Source organism: Bacillus sp. es.036, from assembly GCF_002563635.1.
Classification (GTDB): Bacteria; Bacillota; Bacilli; order Bacillales; family Guptibacillaceae; genus Guptibacillus.
In genome coordinates, this window is sequence record NZ_PDIZ01000003.1 from 167,537 (window position 1) to 184,929 (window position 17,393).

16 protein-coding genes, 2 tRNA genes, 3 rRNA genes and 1 riboswitch are annotated in these 17,393 nt (G+C 45.3%); of the genes, 19 read left to right on the plus strand and 2 right to left on the minus strand.

The annotated features are described in order from the left end of the window. The first annotated feature begins 2 nt into the window (after window positions 1-2). The 5 genes from ATG70_RS19625 (at window position 3) to rrf (ending at window position 5,272) form a co-directional block, all read left to right on the plus strand. Window positions 3-1,555 (plus strand): 16S ribosomal RNA (locus tag ATG70_RS19625). Between the two features lie 174 nt (window positions 1,556-1,729). Then, window positions 1,730-1,806, plus strand: a tRNA-Ile gene (locus ATG70_RS19630). A gap of 12 nt (window positions 1,807-1,818) precedes the next feature. Further along, window positions 1,819-1,894: transfer RNA gene (locus tag ATG70_RS19635), tRNA-Ala, on the plus strand. 155 nt (window positions 1,895-2,049) lie between these two features. Further along, window positions 2,050-4,979: ribosomal RNA gene (locus ATG70_RS19640) — 23S ribosomal RNA — on the plus strand. A gap of 176 nt (window positions 4,980-5,155) precedes the next feature. Then, window positions 5,156-5,272 (plus strand): 5S ribosomal RNA (gene rrf / locus ATG70_RS19645). Together the 16S, 23S and 5S rRNA genes with 2 tRNA genes alongside form the textbook arrangement of a ribosomal RNA operon. A 602-nt stretch (window positions 5,273-5,874) precedes the next feature. Here the strand turns inward: rrf and ATG70_RS19650 are convergent. Further along, window positions 5,875-6,093: a winged helix-turn-helix transcriptional regulator gene (locus ATG70_RS19650; protein WP_306472724.1), complete on the minus strand. Its 219-nt coding sequence runs from the start codon at window positions 6,091-6,093 to the stop codon at window positions 5,875-5,877. A 126-nt stretch (window positions 6,094-6,219) separates the two neighbouring features. On the opposite strand from ATG70_RS19650, the gene ATG70_RS19655 reads away from it, so the two are divergent. From ATG70_RS19655 to ATG70_RS19695, 9 genes are all read left to right on the plus strand, one after another. After that, window positions 6,220-6,867, plus strand: coding sequence for a nitroreductase family protein (locus tag ATG70_RS19655; protein WP_373560803.1), 648 nt, complete (start codon window positions 6,220-6,222; stop codon window positions 6,865-6,867). Window positions 6,868-7,136: 269 nt separating this feature from the next. Continuing rightward, window positions 7,137-7,439, plus strand: a complete 303-nt coding sequence (locus ATG70_RS19660) for an urease subunit gamma (RefSeq protein ID WP_098446105.1) — start codon at window positions 7,137-7,139, stop codon at window positions 7,437-7,439. Between the two features lie 12 nt (window positions 7,440-7,451). After that, entirely contained in the window at window positions 7,452-7,775 is a 324-nt protein-coding gene (locus ATG70_RS19665; protein WP_098446106.1) for an urease subunit beta, read from the plus strand. Further along, window positions 7,772-9,478, plus strand: coding sequence for an urease subunit alpha (ureC, locus tag ATG70_RS19670; protein ID WP_098446108.1), 1,707 nt, complete (start codon window positions 7,772-7,774; stop codon window positions 9,476-9,478). Before ATG70_RS19665 ends, ureC begins: the two co-directional genes overlap by 4 nt. 12 nt (window positions 9,479-9,490) lie before the next feature. Further along, complete coding sequence (locus tag ATG70_RS19675) at window positions 9,491-9,931, plus strand: urease accessory protein UreE (RefSeq protein ID WP_098446109.1); 441 nt, start codon at window positions 9,491-9,493, stop codon at window positions 9,929-9,931. Continuing rightward, the gene (locus tag ATG70_RS19680; protein WP_098446110.1) at window positions 9,924-10,610 is read left to right on the plus strand and encodes an urease accessory protein UreF; all 687 of its coding nucleotides are present in this window, start codon (window positions 9,924-9,926) and stop codon (window positions 10,608-10,610) included. Before ATG70_RS19675 ends, ATG70_RS19680 begins: the two co-directional genes overlap by 8 nt. Before the next feature lie 16 nt (window positions 10,611-10,626). Beyond that, a complete protein-coding gene (gene ureG / locus ATG70_RS19685) occupies window positions 10,627-11,244 on the plus strand; it encodes an urease accessory protein UreG (protein WP_098446112.1) in 618 nt (205 codons plus the stop codon). Beyond that, a complete protein-coding gene (locus tag ATG70_RS19690; protein ID WP_098446113.1) occupies window positions 11,241-12,050 on the plus strand; it encodes an urease accessory protein UreD in 810 nt (269 codons plus the stop codon). Before ureG ends, ATG70_RS19690 begins: the two co-directional genes overlap by 4 nt. Window positions 12,051-12,071: 21 nt before the next feature. Further along, the gene (locus tag ATG70_RS19695; RefSeq protein ID WP_098446114.1) at window positions 12,072-12,704 is read left to right on the plus strand and encodes a HoxN/HupN/NixA family nickel/cobalt transporter; all 633 of its coding nucleotides are present in this window, start codon (window positions 12,072-12,074) and stop codon (window positions 12,702-12,704) included. Window positions 12,705-12,759: 55 nt separating this feature from the next. On the opposite strand, the gene ATG70_RS19700 is transcribed toward ATG70_RS19695, so the two are convergent. Beyond that, window positions 12,760-13,197, minus strand: a complete 438-nt coding sequence (locus ATG70_RS19700; protein ID WP_098446116.1) for an Hsp20/alpha crystallin family protein — start codon at window positions 13,195-13,197, stop codon at window positions 12,760-12,762. Between the two features lie 224 nt (window positions 13,198-13,421). On the opposite strand from ATG70_RS19700, the gene ATG70_RS19705 reads away from it, so the two are divergent. The 5 genes from ATG70_RS19705 to purB all read left to right on the plus strand — a co-directional run bounded on the left by ATG70_RS19705 (window position 13,422) and on the right by purB (window position 17,383). Next, window positions 13,422-13,949 carry a DUF2179 domain-containing protein gene (locus tag ATG70_RS19705; protein ID WP_098446117.1) on the plus strand — a complete coding sequence of 176 codons (528 nt, stop codon included), beginning with the start codon at window positions 13,422-13,424 and terminating at the stop codon, window positions 13,947-13,949. 3 nt (window positions 13,950-13,952) lie between these two features. Continuing rightward, window positions 13,953-14,147, plus strand: coding sequence for an NETI motif-containing protein (locus ATG70_RS19710; protein ID WP_098446118.1), 195 nt, complete (start codon window positions 13,953-13,955; stop codon window positions 14,145-14,147). Between the two features lie 79 nt (window positions 14,148-14,226). Further along, a riboswitch (purine riboswitch) is annotated at window positions 14,227-14,328 on the plus strand. Between the two features lie 142 nt (window positions 14,329-14,470). Beyond that, window positions 14,471-14,956 carry a 5-(carboxyamino)imidazole ribonucleotide mutase gene (gene purE / locus ATG70_RS19715; RefSeq protein ID WP_098446120.1) on the plus strand — a complete coding sequence of 162 codons (486 nt, stop codon included), beginning with the start codon at window positions 14,471-14,473 and terminating at the stop codon, window positions 14,954-14,956. After that, a complete protein-coding gene (gene purK / locus ATG70_RS19720; protein WP_098446121.1) occupies window positions 14,953-16,065 on the plus strand; it encodes a 5-(carboxyamino)imidazole ribonucleotide synthase in 1,113 nt (370 codons plus the stop codon). The genes purE and purK overlap by 4 nt, the downstream gene beginning before the upstream one ends. Window positions 16,066-16,090: 25 nt before the next feature. Further along, entirely contained in the window at window positions 16,091-17,383 is a 1,293-nt protein-coding gene (gene purB / locus ATG70_RS19725) for an adenylosuccinate lyase (protein WP_098446122.1), read from the plus strand. Window positions 17,384-17,393 lie beyond the last annotated feature (10 nt).

The window sequence follows — 17,393 nt, forward strand, 5'->3', positions numbered from 1 at the left end:
TTCTATCGGAGAGTTTGATCCTGGCTCAGGACGAACGCTGGCGGCGTGCCTAATACATGCAAGTCGAGCGAAGAGATGGGAGCTTGCTCCCTGATCTTAGCGGCGGACGGGTGAGTAACACGTGGGCAACCTGCCCTGCAGACTGGGATAACTCCGGGAAACCGGAGCTAATACCGGGTAATACATCGCACCGCATGGTGCAATGTTGAAAGTTGGCTTTCTGAGCTAACACTGCAGGATGGGCCCGCGGCGCATTAGCTAGTTGGTAAGGTAATGGCTTACCAAGGCGACGATGCGTAGCCGACCTGAGAGGGTGATCGGCCACACTGGGACTGAGACACGGCCCAGACTCCTACGGGAGGCAGCAGTAGGGAATCTTCCGCAATGGACGAAAGTCTGACGGAGCAACGCCGCGTGAGTGACGAAGGCCTTCGGGTCGTAAAGCTCTGTTGTTAGGGAAGAACAAGTACCGTTCGAATAGGGCGGTACCTTGACGGTACCTAACCAGAAAGCCACGGCTAACTACGTGCCAGCAGCCGCGGTAATACGTAGGTGGCAAGCGTTGTCCGGAATTATTGGGCGTAAAGCGCGCGCAGGCGGTCTTTTAAGTCTGATGTGAAAGCCCACGGCTCAACCGTGGAGGGTCATTGGAAACTGGAGGACTTGAGTGCAGAAGAGGAGAGTGGAATTCCACGTGTAGCGGTGAAATGCGTAGATATGTGGAGGAACACCAGTGGCGAAGGCGGCTCTCTGGTCTGTAACTGACGCTGAGGCGCGAAAGCGTGGGGAGCAAACAGGATTAGATACCCTGGTAGTCCACGCCGTAAACGATGAGTGCTAGGTGTTGGGGGGTTCCACCCTCAGTGCTGAAGTTAACACATTAAGCACTCCGCCTGGGGAGTACGACCGCAAGGTTGAAACTCAAAGGAATTGACGGGGGCCCGCACAAGCAGTGGAGCATGTGGTTTAATTCGAAGCAACGCGAAGAACCTTACCAGGTCTTGACATCCTCTGACAATCCTGGAGACAGGACGTTCCCCTTCGGGGGACAGAGTGACAGGTGGTGCATGGTTGTCGTCAGCTCGTGTCGTGAGATGTTGGGTTAAGTCCCGCAACGAGCGCAACCCTTGATCTTAGTTGCCAGCATTTAGTTGGGCACTCTAAGGTGACTGCCGGTGACAAACCGGAGGAAGGTGGGGATGACGTCAAATCATCATGCCCCTTATGACCTGGGCTACACACGTGCTACAATGGACGGTACAAAGGGCAGCAACACCGCGAGGTGAAGCAAATCCCATAAAGCCGTTCTCAGTTCGGATTGCAGGCTGCAACTCGCCTGCATGAAGCCGGAATTGCTAGTAATCGCGGATCAGCATGCCGCGGTGAATACGTTCCCGGGCCTTGTACACACCGCCCGTCACACCACGAGAGTTTGTAACACCCGAAGTCGGTGGGGTAACCTTTATGGAGCCAGCCGCCGAAGGTGGGACAAATGATTGGGGTGAAGTCGTAACAAGGTAGCCGTATCGGAAGGTGCGGCTGGATCACCTCCTTTCTATGGAGAATTACGAAGGTAACTTACGTTACCAACCTTACATGAGCGTTTCGTTTAGTTTTGAAAGAATGATTACTTCTTTCAACTGAAAAGGTAAGTTTTGAAGAAGAGCAAGTCTCTTCGTAGAAACACCTCCGGCTAATGGCTATGTCGGGGTATTTGCTTTTCTTTTGTGGGCCTGTAGCTCAGCTGGTTAGAGCGCACGCCTGATAAGCGTGAGGTCGGTGGTTCGAGTCCACTCAGGCCCACCATAAAAGAATCCTGGGGCCTTAGCTCAGCTGGGAGAGCGCCTGCCTTGCACGCAGGAGGTCAGCGGTTCGATCCCGCTAGGCTCCACCAACACATCTACTATATAGTTAAACAAACGTTTAATTAACTAGTAGCCATTGTTCCTTGAAAACTAGATAGCATAAACAACGACATCCAATAATTATTTTTATGCAAGAACTTAGTAATAACTGATGCGTTATGGCAGCAATGCCTAACAAATCGAAGGTTAAGCTACTAAGGGCGCACGGTGGATGCCTTGGCACTAGAAGCCTAAGAAGGACGGGACGAACACCGATATGCTTCGGGGAGCTGTAAGTACGCTTTGATCCGGAGATTTCCGAATGGGGGAACCCACCATCTTTAATAGGATGGTATCCATTTCTGAATACATAGGGAATGGAAGGCAGACCCGGGGAACTGAAACATCTCATTACCCGGAGGAAGAGAAAGCAAATGCGATTTCCTGAGTAGCGGCGAGCGAAACGGAATCAGCCCAAACCAGAGGGCTTGCCCTCTGGGGTTGTAGGACGTCTCTTTGGAGTTACAAAGGCACGGATAGACGAAGCGACCTGGAAAGGTCCATCACAGAAGGTAACAATCCTGTAGTCAAAATCCGCTGCCCTCCGAGACGGATCCTGAGTACGGCGGGACACGTGAAACCCCGTCGGAATCTGGGAGGACCATCTCCCAAGGCTAAATACTCTCTAGTGACCGATAGTGAACCAGTACCGTGAGGGAAAGGTGAAAAGCACCCCGGAAGGGGAGTGAAAGAGAACCTGAAACCGTGTGCCTACAACTAGTTGGAGCCCGTTAATGGGTGACAGCGTGCCTTTTGTAGAATGAACCGGCGAGTTACGATCCCGTGCAAGGTTAAGCTGATAAGGCGGAGCCGCAGCGAAAGCGAGTCTGAATAGGGCGAAATAGTACGTGGTCGTAGACCCGAAACCAGGTGATCTACCCATGTCCAGGGTGAAGTTCAGGTAACACTGAATGGAGGCCCGAACCCACGCATGTTGAAAAATGCGGGGATGAGGTGTGGGTAGCGGTGAAATGCCAATCGAACCTGGAGATAGCTGGTTCTCTCCGAAATAGCTTTAGGGCTAGCCTCGCGGCAAGAATCTTGGAGGTAGAGCACTGATTGGACTAGGGGTCCTTACCGGATTACCGAATCCAGTCAAACTCCGAATGCCAACGATTTATCCGCGGGAGTCAGACTGCGAGTGATAAGATCCGTAGTCGAGAGGGAAACAGCCCAGACCACCAGCTAAGGTCCCAAAGTATACGTTAAGTGGAAAAGGATGTGGCGTTGCTTAGACAACCAGGATGTTGGCTTAGAAGCAGCCATCATTTAAAGAGTGCGTAATAGCTCACTGGTCGAGTGACGCTGCGCCGAAAATGTACCGGGGCTAAACGTATCACCGAAGCTGTGGATTGTCTTACGACAATGGTAGGAGAGCGTTCTAAGGGCTGTGAAGTCAGACCGAAAGGACTGGTGGAGCGCTTAGAAGTGAGAATGCCGGTATGAGTAGCGAAAGACAAGTGAGAATCTTGTCCGTCGAAAGCCCAAGGTTTCCTGAGGAAGGCTCGTCCGCTCAGGGTTAGTCGGGACCTAAGCCGAGGCCGAAAGGCGTAGGCGATGGATAACAGGTTGATATTCCTGTACCACCTCCTTTCCGTTTGAACGACGGGGGGACGCAGAAAGATAGGGAGAGCGCGCTGCTGGAAATGCGCGTCCAAGCGATTAGGCTGGTGAATAGGTAAATCCGTTCACCGTGAAGGCTGAGTCGTGATGGCGAGGGAAATTTAGTACCGAAGTCCTTGATTCTACGCTGCCAAGAAAAGCCTCTAGTGAGGAAAGAGGTGCCCGTACCGCAAACCGACACAGGTAGGCGAGGAGAGAATCCTAAGACGATCGGGAGAACTCTCGTTAAGGAACTCGGCAAAATGACCCCGTAACTTCGGGAGAAGGGGTGCTTCCTCGGGTTAATAGCCCAGGGGAGCCGCAGTGAAAAGATCCAAGCGACTGTTTAGCAAAAACACAGGTCTCTGCAAAGCCGTAAGGCGAAGTATAGGGGCTGACACCTGCCCGGTGCTGGAAGGTTAAGAGGAGGGGTTATCCCTTACGGGAGAAGCTCTGAATCGAAGCCCCAGTAAACGGCGGCCGTAACTATAACGGTCCTAAGGTAGCGAAATTCCTTGTCGGGTAAGTTCCGACCCGCACGAAAGGTGCAACGACTTGGATACTGTCTCAACGAGAGACCCGGTGAAATTATAGTACCTGTGAAGATGCAGGTTACCCGCGACAGGACGGAAAGACCCCATGGAGCTTTACTGTAGCCTGATATTGGATTTTGGTACAGCTTGTACAGGATAGGTAGGAGCCATAGAAGTCGGACCGCCAGGTTCGATGGAGGCGTCGGTGGGATACTACCCTGGCTGTACTGACATTCTAACCCAGCACCGTGATCCGGTGCGGAGACAGTGTCAGGTGGGCAGTTTGACTGGGGCGGTCGCCTCCTAAAGTGTAACGGAGGCGCCCAAAGGTTCCCTCAGAATGGTTGGAAATCATTCGCAGAGTGTAAAGGCACAAGGGAGCTTGACTGCGAGACCTACAAGTCGAGCAGGGACGAAAGTCGGGCTTAGTGATCCGGTGGTTCCGCATGGAAGGGCCATCGCTCAACGGATAAAAGCTACCCTGGGGATAACAGGCTTATCTCCCCCAAGAGTCCACATCGACGGGGAGGTTTGGCACCTCGATGTCGGCTCATCGCATCCTGGGGCTGAAGTAGGTCCCAAGGGTTGGGCTGTTCGCCCATTAAAGCGGTACGCGAGCTGGGTTCAGAACGTCGTGAGACAGTTCGGTCCCTATCCGTCGCGGGCGCAGGAAATTTGAGAGGAGCTGTCCTTAGTACGAGAGGACCGGGATGGACACACCGCTGGTGTACCAGTTGTTCCGCCAGGAGCATAGCTGGGTAGCTACGTGTGGAAGGGATAAGTGCTGAAAGCATCTAAGCATGAAGCCCCCCTCGAGATGAGATTTCCCACAGCATTAAGCTGATAAGATCCCTTAGAGATGATGAGGTAGATAGGTTCGGGGTGGAAGCGTGGCAACACGTGGAGCTGACGAATACTAATCGATCGAGGGCTTAACCTAAAACGAAAAGCGAAGTAAGCCGTTTAAATCCGACAAGCGTTGGAAGCTTTTGAATCAGACGCGCTTTTTGCGTCAGAATCAAAAGGTGAAACGATCGAGGATTTGGCTTACGTAGCTGGACACATTATTGGAATACGTTGTGCGTGCTATCTAGTTTTCAGGGAACACCTGAATTGTCTAGTGACGATGGCGAAGAGGCCACACCCGTTCCCATGCCGAACACGGAAGTTAAGCTCTTCAGCGCCGATGGTAGTTGGGGGATCTCCCCCTGCAAGAGTAGGACGTCGCTGGGCAAAGAAGAAAGGCGAGAGACCGATTGGTTTCTCGCTTTTTTTTATTGATAAAGACTTGAAAACTCGCAAGAGAAAAAAGCTTCATGTGAGACAATCAAAACTTCTTCGAAAGCTACGTAGGGGTGGGAGAAGCAAGAAATTCGAGGAAGCAAGTGATGTCAGACCGGAGTGGATATTTGAAGATCCATGAGGATCTGGCAGCGCGCAGCTGACGAAGAAGTTCGCCGCTTATCGCGCCCCGTATGAGAATACGGAAGTTAAGCTCTCTAGCGCCGATGGTAGTTGGGGGATCTCCCCCTGCAAGAGTAGGACGTCGCTGGGCAAAGAAGAAAGGCGAGAGACCAAATGGTTTCTCGCTTTTTTTATATGGTTTTATGGATGACTTTTCACTAGCTCCAAGCCCTCATTCATGACGTTTGCGGAATTAATCTCAAATTCGCGGAATTATCATGCGAAAGCGCGGAATAAATCCGATTTTCGCGGAATTATTTAAAGTATCGCGGAATTAGACCTCATTTTCAACTAATTCACTTCCAAAAAGCTTTTTTATCCATTAAAACAAAAGCCGATTACTCAAAATAAGATCAATCGGTTTTTTTATGCTATTTTGCCTTACCAGTATCATCACTTTCTACCCAGTGCTCTGCCCAGTTTTCAATCTCTTGTAAAACCGGAGCGAGTGCGTACTCTTTATCACTCAAAGAGTATTCTATCCGAACTGGTGTCTCAGAATATACTTTTCGTATAACGATCCCCTGTTGCTCAAGATCCTTTAACATCACAGAGAGCACACGACCACTGATGGAAATGGAGATTTTCAAGGTGCAATCATGCGGTATTCACATTGTATGGCAGAAGGATGATGAGTACTATACAAATGATCCTTCAGGGAATAGGATTCGTCCGAGTTTGAAAAAATAAAGAAAAAGGTGGTTATCAACTTGAGTATGATGGATAGGATTTTTGGTGCAACGAAAAATGAGACAAATGCAGACAAGAAGGGGTTCTACGAGGCTGTAAAAGCAAGAAGGTCCATTTACGGGATTGGAAAAGACCGCGTCATTTCCGATGAAAAACTGCAAGAGGTGATTGAGTATGCGGTTAAACACACGCCTTCAGCTTTTAATTCCCAAAGCGCAAGGGTACTTGTTCTTTTAGATGAGAACCATAATAAACTCTGGAATGAGATTACAAAAGAGACGCTTCGCGCTATCGTTCCTGCAGATCAGTTTGAGGCGACAGAAGGCCGTATGAACGGATTCGCAAGTGGGTATGGTACGGTTCTTTTCTTTGAAGATCAAGATGTCATTAAGGGGCTTCAAGAAAAACTGCCAACATTTGCTGACAATTTTCCGAAGTGGTCACAGCATTCTTCTGGTATGCTTCAGTTTGTGATCTGGACAGCAATAGAAAAAGAAGGACTGGGTGCTTCTCTTCAGCATTACAATCCATTAATTGACGATCAAGTAAAAGAAAAATGGAATGTACCTTCTAGCTGGGAACTTATTGCACAGATGCCTTTTGGCAATCCAACGGCACCTCCAGGAGAGAAAGAATTTCAGCCAGTAGAAGAACGAGTGATTTTTCATAAGTAATCAAAAAGAAGAAGCGAGATGCTTCTTCTTTTTTAATGGTGAAATTCCGGTAATGTTAGTTAATCTAACATATTATTTTAAACTTACAAACACAAGAATGAATACGTTACCAAACGTTGATATAAATATGTTTTTCGTCATAATTTTTTAGACCACGAGGTGAACTTGTAAAATAAAAATACCCCTAAGATATTTAATAACCTTCTATTTTATGTATAATGTGAATTATCATAATTTTCGGTTTCCGTGTAAGTGAGGGGGGAGTTTCTTTGAAGCTAATGGCGAGAGAACAGGAGAAATTAATGATTGTCGTGGCGGCAGATTTAGCGAGAAGGCGGCAGGCTAGAGGGTTAAAACTAAATTATCCGGAAGCGATTGCAATTATTACATATGAAGTACTTGAAGGGGCAAGAGATGGAAAGCTCGTCGCAGAATTGATGCAGTATGGGCGAAAGATTCTGACTAGAGAAGATGTAATGGAAGGTGTCCCGGAAATGATTTCAGATATACAGGTGGAGGCTACCTTTCAGGATGGTACCAAATTAGTAACTGTGCATGATCCAATTATATGAGGGGGAAAAGCATTGGTTCCAGGTGAATACAAGTTAAAGTCAACACCAATCGTTTGTAACGAAGAGAGGGAAACTACTGAGATAGAAGTGACAAACGTTGGTGATCGGCCTGTTCAAATTGGATCACATTTTCATTTCTATGAAGTGAATAATGCATTAACGTTTGATCGTGATCGTGCTTTTGGCACGCATTTAGATATTGCAGCAGGTACCGCTGTTCGGTTTGAGCCAGGTGATGCGAAAGAAGTTACATTAGTTGAATTTTCAGGTGATCGAAAGGTATTCGGACTTAATAATCGAACAAACGGTTCGTTAGATCGAGAGGTGAATCGATGAGTTTTGAACTTTCAAGAAAAGCTTATTCGGATATGTTCGGTCCGACAGTTGGTGATCAAGTTAGACTAGCTGATACAGAGTTGTTTATTGAAGTAGAACGAGATGAAACAACCTATGGTGATGAAGTAAAATTCGGTGGGGGAAAGGTGATTCGAGATGGTATGGGCCAGCATCCGCTCGCTACAAGAGCTGAGTCTGTCGATCTAGTCGTAACCAATGCTCTCATTGTTGATTATACCGGCATTTATAAAGCTGACATCGGAGTGAAGGATGGTCGTATTATTTCGATTGGTAAGGCCGGTAATCCTTATTTAATGGATAATGTTGATATTGTGATTGGTGCTTCTACAGAAGTGATTGCGGCTGAGGGAATGATTGTTACGGCGGGAGGAATCGATTCTCACATTCATTTTATTTGTCCCCAATTAATCGAGACAGCGATCGAGTCTGGTATTACGACGATGCTGGGAGGAGGAACGGGGCCAGCGACAGGAACGAATGCGACTACATGTACACCTGGTAAATGGAATATCCATCGTATGCTTGAGTCAGCAGAAGCGTTTCCTGTAAATCTTGGCTTTCTCGGCAAAGGCAATGCTTCAGGGCAAGAGGCGTTAAAGGAACAGATTGAGGCAGGCACTATTGGTTTGAAGCTTCATGAGGATTGGGGGACAACAGCTGCTTCTATCGATACGGCATTAACGGTAGCTGATCAGTACGATGTTCAAGTCGCGATCCATACGGACACCTTAAACGAAGGTGGATTCGTAGAAGATACGCTGAATGCCATTGATGGTAGGGTTATCCATACGTACCATACAGAAGGAGCAGGTGGGGGGCATGCGCCGGATATTATAAAAGCCGCTTCTTATGAACATATCCTCCCGTCCTCTACGAACCCAACTCGGCCTTTTACAACCAATACAATCGCAGAGCACCTGGATATGCTGATGGTTTGCCATCATCTTGATTCTTCAGTACCCGAGGATGTGGCTTTTGCGGACTCGAGAATTAGGAAAGAAACCATCGCAGCAGAAGATATTCTGCATGATATGGGAGTCTTTAGCATCATTAGCTCAGACTCGCAAGCGATGGGGAGAGTTGGCGAAGTGATATCTAGAACATGGCAGACGGCAGATAAGATGAAAAAGCAGCGCGGAACCATGCCAAAAGATGATGGCAATGATAACGAACGTGTGAAACGTTATATAGCGAAATATACAATTAATCCCGCGATTGCGCATGGCATTTCAGAGGAAGTTGGGTCCATTGAAGTGGGAAAGTTAGCAGATTTCGTTCTATGGAAGCCGGCCTTTTTTGGTGTAAAGCCGGAGCAGATTGTTAAAGGCGGAATGATCGCGTGGAGCGTGATGGGAGACCCAAATGCTTCGATCCCTACGCCGCAGCCAGCTCTTTATCGACCGATGTTTGGACAATTCGGAAAAGCGAAATCTCAAACATCGATTACCTTTTTATCACAAGCTGCCATTGAAAAAGGGGTTCATGAAGAGCTTGAACTACAAAAAATCATTAAGCCGGTGAAAAACATTCGAAAGCTTCGAAAAAAAGATATGAAATACAATGGCGAAACGCCGGATATTCAAGTTGATCCAGAGACATATGAAGTGGTAGTAGATGGTGAACTGATCACCTGTGAACCTGCGACAAGTGTACCACTTGCCCAGCGATACTTTTTATTTTGAGGTGGAGAATCGATGATCATTAGTGAAATCAAGGGGAACATTCATGAAGAAAAAGGAGCTTTGCCACACTTAGAAAGAGTGTATTTGCGTAGTGATGAGCTTGTGAAACGAATTCAGCGTGTAAAAACAGATCATGGGAAAGAGCTTGGTATTAAGTTGTCCGTACCAAAAGATTTGGTGGACGGCGACATTCTTTATCGAACAGGAGAAAATATGATTGTGGTCAGTGTCCTTGAGGATGAAGTGATTGTGATTCAGCCTGATTCCTTAAAACAAATGGGAGAAGTAGCGCATATGCTCGGCAACCGGCATTTGCCAGCACAATTTGAGGGGAGCGAAATGATTGTACAGCATGACTATCTCGTCGTGAGGTTGTTAACTGAATTGAACGTCAGACATGTGATCGAGGAACGAAAAATGAAAGAAGCGTTTAAATACATTGGGCATGACTAATGCGCTTTTTCCAATGCTACAAATGAGTGACTCGCAATTTCCATCAGGTGCTTTCTCTCATTCGTTTGGAATCGAAACGTATATTTCAAACGGCATCGTTCATGATTCCGCTTCCTTTCAACATGTGCTAGAACTGTTTCTAGCTAATCAACTTGTCTATACGGATGGACTAGCCTGTCGCTTTGCCTATGAGTGGTTGGAGTCAGGGAACATTGAGAAACTGTGGGAACTGGATCAAACATTGTATGCGCTTGGCATGGCTCGAGAAACGAGAGAAGGGAATAGGAGAATTGGGGATCGTCTCGTTAAAGTCGTTTCGACACTTTATCCCAGTTCAATTTTTGATCAGTATCTCATTGAATTGAAAAGGAAAAATGCATATGGACATGGGGCACTCGTATTTGCCATTGTCTCTCACCAACTTGGTATCGATGTGGAAACAGCGGTTTCATGTTATGGATTTGCGACGGCTTCATCACTTGTTCAAAATGCGGTGAGAGGGGTTCCACTTGGGCAAACCGATGGCCAGAAAATCCTCGTAAACATTCAACCGTTATTAACGAATAGCGTAGAAAAAGTGATGATGCTTGGTGAGAGTGACTTTGGGGTCGGAGCACCAGGTCTTGAAATCGCACAAATGCAGCATGAGACCATTAATGTCCGCTTATTTATGAGCTAACGAAAGGATGATGAAAATGAGTGAGCCAATTCGAATTGGCATCGGAGGCCCAGTTGGTGCAGGTAAAACATTATTAGTGGATCGATTAACACGGGCAATGAAAAATGAATTTAGTATGGCCGTTATCACAAATGATATTTATACAAAAGAAGATGCGATGTTTTTAAACAAAAATGGGATTTTACCTTCAGATCGAATTATTGGAGTAGAAACAGGAGGGTGTCCGCATACTGCGATTCGTGAGGATGCTTCGATGAACTTTGCAGCCATTGATGAACTAAACGAGCGTCATGAAGATCTTGATCTCATCTTTGTAGAAAGCGGTGGGGATAACCTTGCTGCTACGTTTAGTCCAGAGCTTGTCGATTTTTCAATTTACATTATTGATGTTGCGCAAGGGGAGAAAATTCCCCGCAAAGGTGGACAAGGGATGATTAAATCAGATTTGTTTATCATTAATAAGACAGATCTTGCCCCATATGTAGGAGCGAACCTTGATGTGATGCGCGAAGATACGTTGAAGTCTAGAGGAGACAGGCCGTTTTTCTTTGCGAATTTAAAAGACGAGACTGGTGTAAGTGATGTTGTGAAATGGTTAAAAGAACAGGCATTTTTTGTAGGACTTGAGCAGTGACTTATACAGGTTACCTTGAGCTAGAAGCATCTGAGAGGTACGGCAAATCAGTTCTTTCAGATGCTTACTATAACGGTGTGTTTAAAATCTCACGCCCTACATACACAGAGGAGGGTCTCCCGCTTGTCCAGCTTATCCACGTAGGTGGTGGCTATGTTGATGGCGATACATATTTTACGCAAATTAATGTGAAGAAGAACGCGAAGTTAGCGGTTACGACGCAGGCTTCCACCAAGGTTTATAAAACGCCAAACAAGCAAGTCGAGCAGAAAATCGTCTATAAGTTGGATGAGCAAAGCGAATTACATATCAAGCAAGATCCGCTCATTGCTTATCGGGATGCCCGTTTTTTACAGGAAACAGACGTCTATATGGATAAGAGCGCTGTCTTTTTTTTAACCGATATTGTGACGCCTGGCTGGTCAAAAGAGGGTGACCTATTCCCATACACGCTTGTGTCATCAAAGGTAAAAGTCTATCAAAATCATAAACTGACAGTCTATGATCACTTGCGTTTAAAACCTCAGGATGACGTTAATAAGCTTTTTTATTTAGAGGGGAATACACATATCGGATCGCTGTTTTTTATCCATCCGAATGTGACAGATGAATGGATCGAGGAGTTACGAGAACACCTTTCTTCTTTTGATGAAGTGCATTATGGTGTTTCATTATTAGCGGTTCCTGGGTGCTGTTTCAGAATACTTGCGAAGCGGACAGCTTTGATTGAGAAGGTATTTGGTGCGATTGAAGCGTTCATGCATCGTACGATTGACCACCAAGGTGCGATATCCTGGCGCAAGTAGCAGACATAGAGGGGGATAAGAATGGACGCTAGTTTAGTATCAATCTTGGTCATTGGTTTTTTACTTGGTATCAAACATGCCATTGAACCGGATCATGTGATTGCTGTATCAACAATTGCAAGCAAAACGCGTAGTTTGTGGAAGTCGTCACTAGCTGGTGTTTATTGGGGAATTGGTCATACAACAACACTCTTTTTAGTAGGTATGCTTGTTTTTATTTTTAACGCAACGATTACAGATAAATGGGCGATGTCGCTTGAGATGCTTGTTGGGTTTATGCTCGTGTTTCTTGGAATTAGAACCTTTCTAACAAAGGCAGTTAATAAAGGTGTGAAAGGTAATCGTAGCTATATCCAATCAGGAATAATCGGATTTGTTCACGGGTTAGCTGGGAGCGCTGCAATGGTTCTATTAACGATGAGTACGGTTGAAACGCTATGGCAGGGGGCTATCTATATTCTTGTTTTTGGTGTCGGGACATGTGTCGGCATGCTAGGGTTCACAACCATTCTTGGCATTCCGTTTGTCGCTACAAGAAAACAGGTAACGTTAAACCACAGATTAACTCAGCTAACAGGAGTTCTCTCAATTGGGTTTGGGTTTTATTATATTTATCGTATTGGTGTAACAGATGGGTTATTTAGCTTTCTTTAGAAGAGGGTGAGGCAAAACAGAGGCAATCGGTTACGTATACCGATTGCCTCTGTTTTTAAGATTCGTCTATATCTGTAATTTTCAGGCGTTTTTTCTCTTCTCTTGATTCAATGAGTCTATGAAGATGAATTAATAGGATACCTCTTTTATAACTTGCATCAATCGGTTTATCACGAACGGGAAAAGGAAGTTCAACAATGCGCTCAAATGGGCCATGCTTATACTCTTCCTGAACGTTTTGATACCCTTTTAGGTTCATTGTCGTCTGTCCTTTTACTTTAAGTGTCCGGTAATGAATGTACACATCTACATCATCGATTTTCTTAATTCCCGGAAGGTAGACAGTGCAAATAAGTTCGTTTCCTGCTTCATAAAGATTAACAAGTGGCCCGTTTGAAGCGAACATATCCTGAAAATCTGTCCAGAAGTCATCCCCCATAAATTTATTCATCTTATTTCGCCAATCATACATTTGACTCCAATAGTCCCCCATATGGTTTCCTCCCCGGGCTTTTTCCCAGTATATGCATCAAACTAGTGATTGTTAAGAGGTTGAAGAAATGGTTTTCAAAAACGAATCCTGTTAAAAGAGAAACATGGAAAAATTAGTCGAAACTTTTTAGCTAAATTCGATAAATATCGCATGCGATTTTCTGTTTCCTCGTGTTATGCTAGGGAAAGTTCGAGTTAGAACGATAAGGGAAAAGGAGGATGGACATGCTGGATACAGGTCTTGGCATGGTTTTGACTATTTTTGTGATTAATATCTTCTATGTATCGTTTCTTACGATGCGGACGATTCTAACACTTAAAGGTCAGCGATACCTTGCAGCTGTTACAGGAACAATTGAAATTGCCATATATGTTATAGGACTTGGTCTCGTCCTCGATAACCTAGGGCAAATTCAAAACGTAATTGCATACGCCCTTGGTTTTGGTGTAGGAATTATCGTTGGGATGAAGATTGAAGAATACCTTGCGCTTGGTTATATTACAGTGAATGCCATTACAACAAAGCTTGAAGATGATATTCCTAATAAATTAAGAGATATCGGGTATGGTGTTACGCATTACCTTGCACATGGTAGACAGGGAGAACGCTTGGTGATGCAAGTACTAACGTCACGTAAATCGGAAAGAAAGCTCTATAAAGCGATTGAAGATCTTGATCCGAAAGCTTTCGTTATCTCTTATGAACCCCGGACCTTCCAGGGTGGATTCTGGGTTAGAAAAATTCGGAGGTAATGTATGGAAAAGAAAGCAAAGAAAAAGAAGTTCGAGGTTCATGAAAATGAATCACTTTCTGACTGTTTAAAACGAATGGATGACGAAGGATATATGCCTGTGAGACGTAGGGAAGAACCTGTCTTTAAAGAAAGTAAAGGGTCTAAAGAACCTGAGCTAGCCGGTCGGAAAATTGTTTTTGATGGAAAGTTAAAGTAAAAACCGAACATTATAGTCGATATAAAACACATCGTTCGATTTTTCGTTGACAGTTGAACGTCGCTCTTGTTACTATGAAAGAGGAGCAAAAAGGATACCTCATATAATCTTGGGAATAAGGCCCATAAGTTTCTACCTGACGACCATGAATCGTCGGACTATGAGGGGGAAAGTCGTGTTTTGCGTATGCGCAAATCAGGACGGATGTGTTTTCGCCCGAGGTAGAAGCTTCTTCTAAGTAAATAGAAGAATTCTATCTCGGGCTTTTCTGTTATTTTCACACTATTTCGATTAATTAGCACCTTCATTTAAGGAGGAATAGCATGAACGCAAAAGTTGGCGTTATCATGGGAAGCACTTCTGATTGGGATACGATGAAGCATGCCTGTGACATACTAGAAGAACTTCAAGTACCATACGAGAAAAAAGTTGTTTCGGCTCATCGAACTCCGGAATTAATGTTTGAATATGCAGAATCGGCAAGAGAACGTGGCTTGAACGTCATCATTGCTGGTGCTGGTGGTGCTGCACACTTACCAGGGATGGTAGCAGCCAAAACAACCCTCCCAGTCATTGGCGTCCCTGTTCAATCACGCACATTAAACGGTTTAGATTCTCTCCTTTCGATCGTTCAAATGCCAGGCGGCGTACCGGTAGCAACCGTGGCGATTGGAAAAGCGGGAGCGAAAAATGCTGGATTGCTTGCTGCGCAAATACTAAGTTTAGCTGATAAAACGATCGAGCAGAAGCTTAGCGACTATCGAAATCAGATGAAAGAAACCGTACTCGAAAGTAGTGACAGCTTATGAGGAAAACCATTTTGCCAGGAAGTACAATTGGAATTTTAGGTGGCGGACAGCTAGGGAGAATGATGGCGTTAAAGGCAAGAGAGATGGGCTACAAAATCGCCGTTCTCGAACCGAAAAAAGATTCCCCTTGTGGTCAGGTATCTGATCATGAAGTGGTTAGTGGTTATGATGACTTAGATGGCGCTCGTAAGCTAGCTGATTTAAGTGATGTGATTACTTATGAATTTGAAAATATTACACATGATACTGCAAAGTGGTTGGAAGAAAATGCGTATATGCCTCAGGGTGGGGAACTGCTTCGAGTAACGCAGGATCGCTATGTTGAGAAGACAGCGATTCAGAAGTCGGGACTTCAAGTAGCACCTTTTGAAGCGGTCGGTTCTCATCAAGACCTTAAGGTTGCGCTCGAGAAGATCGGCCTCCCTTCAGTCCTTAAAACACGTACGGGTGGTTACGATGGAAAAGGCCAGTGGGTTTTAAAAACAGAAAAAGATGTTGAAGCTCTCACTTTTCCGAATGTACCTTGCATTCTGGAGAGCTGGGTTCCATTTCAAAAGGAACTCTCCGTGATTGTGACACGCAGTGTAACGGGGGAAACAACCACATTCCCTATAGGGGAAAACATTCATGTGAACAACATTCTTCATCAAACCATCGTTCCAGCTCGAGTAGAAGAAGCGGTCATTACGAAAGCGGATGAGGTCGGAAAGAAGATTGCAAATTCACTTCAACTTGTTGGAACACTTGCAGTTGAGCTATTTCTTAAAGATAATGAGATTTATGTGAATGAGCTTGCACCACGTCCGCATAATTCTGGCCATTATACGATGGAGGCATGTGAGACATCACAATTTGAGCAGCATATTCGAGCGATATGTGGATTGCCGCTTGGGAACACAGAACTGTTAAAACCTGTGGTGATGGGAAACTTGCTCGGTCAGCATGTGACTCCGCTAATGAACAGCATTTCAGAGCTAGGTGAAGCAAAGCTACATTTATATGGGAAAGACGAAGCAAAGCCTAATCGGAAAATGGGACACATCAACTTTCTTGCCCCTTCAATAGAAGAAGCAATGAAGCAAATGAACTCATGGAAGTTATGGCAGTAAAGACAAGAGACCAGGAGGACTTACAATGATTGAACGTTATACTCGCCCCGAGATGGGAGCCATTTGGACAGAAGAAAACCGCTATAACGCGTGGCTTGAAGTCGAGATCCTAGCATGTGAAGCTTGGGCAGAACTTGGTATTATCCCGAAAGAAGATGTCCAGAAAATACGTGAAAACGCTGGTTTCAACGTTGATCGCATTCACGAAATTGAAGAAGAAACACGTCATGATGTTGTGGCTTTTACAAGAGCCGTATCTGAAACACTTGGAGAAGAACGGAAGTGGGTGCACTACGGTCTAACATCAACCGATGTGGTTGATACAGCACTGTCTTATCAGTTGAATCAAGCGAACGACCTTTTGATTAAAGACATTGAGAAGTTCATTGAAGTTCTAAAAGCAAAAGCGCAGGAACATAAATACACGGTCATGATGGGAAGAACGCACGGTGTTCACGCAGAACCAACAACGTTTGGTCTTAAAATGGCGCTATGGTATGAAGAAATGAAGCGTAACCTTGAAAGATTCAAAACAGCTTCAGATAACGTTCGATTCGGTAAACTATCTGGGGCAGTTGGAACATATGCAAACATTGATCCATTTATCGAGCAGTATGTTTGTGAAAAACTTGGCCTTCAAGCAGCGCCGATTTCTACACAAACGCTTCAACGTGATCGTCATGCTCATTACATGTCCGCTCTAGCACTTGTGGCAACATCGATTGAAAAGTTTGCTGTTGAAATTCGCGGTCTCCAAAAGAGTGAAACGCGTGAAGTAGAAGAGTTTTTCGCGAAGGGACAAAAGGGGTCTTCCGCTATGCCACATAAGCGTAACCCAATTGGTTCTGAGAACATGACTGGAATGGCACGTGTCATTCGTGGCTATATGACAACAGCTTACGAGAACGTTCCTCTCTGGCATGAGCGTGATATTTCTCATTCTTCAGCAGAGCGTGTCATTCTTCCTGATGCAACAATTGCGCTTAACTATATGCTTAATCGTTTTGCAGGAATTGTTTCGAAACTAACGGTCTTCCCTGAGAACATGAAGCGCAATATGACAAGAACATACGGCTTGATTTACAGTCAGCGCGTTCTTTTGTCCCTTATTGATAAAGGTATGGCGCGTGAAGCGGCGTATGATCTCGTTCAACCAAAAGCAATGGATGCTTGGGAAAGAGGCATTCAATTTAGAGAGCTTGTTGAAGCAGATCCTAAGATTACAGATCAGCTTAGTGAAGCAGAAATTGAAGATTGCTTTGACTACAATTACCACCTGAAGCCGGTGGATATGATTTTTGAACGTCTCGGACTTTAATTAAGCATCG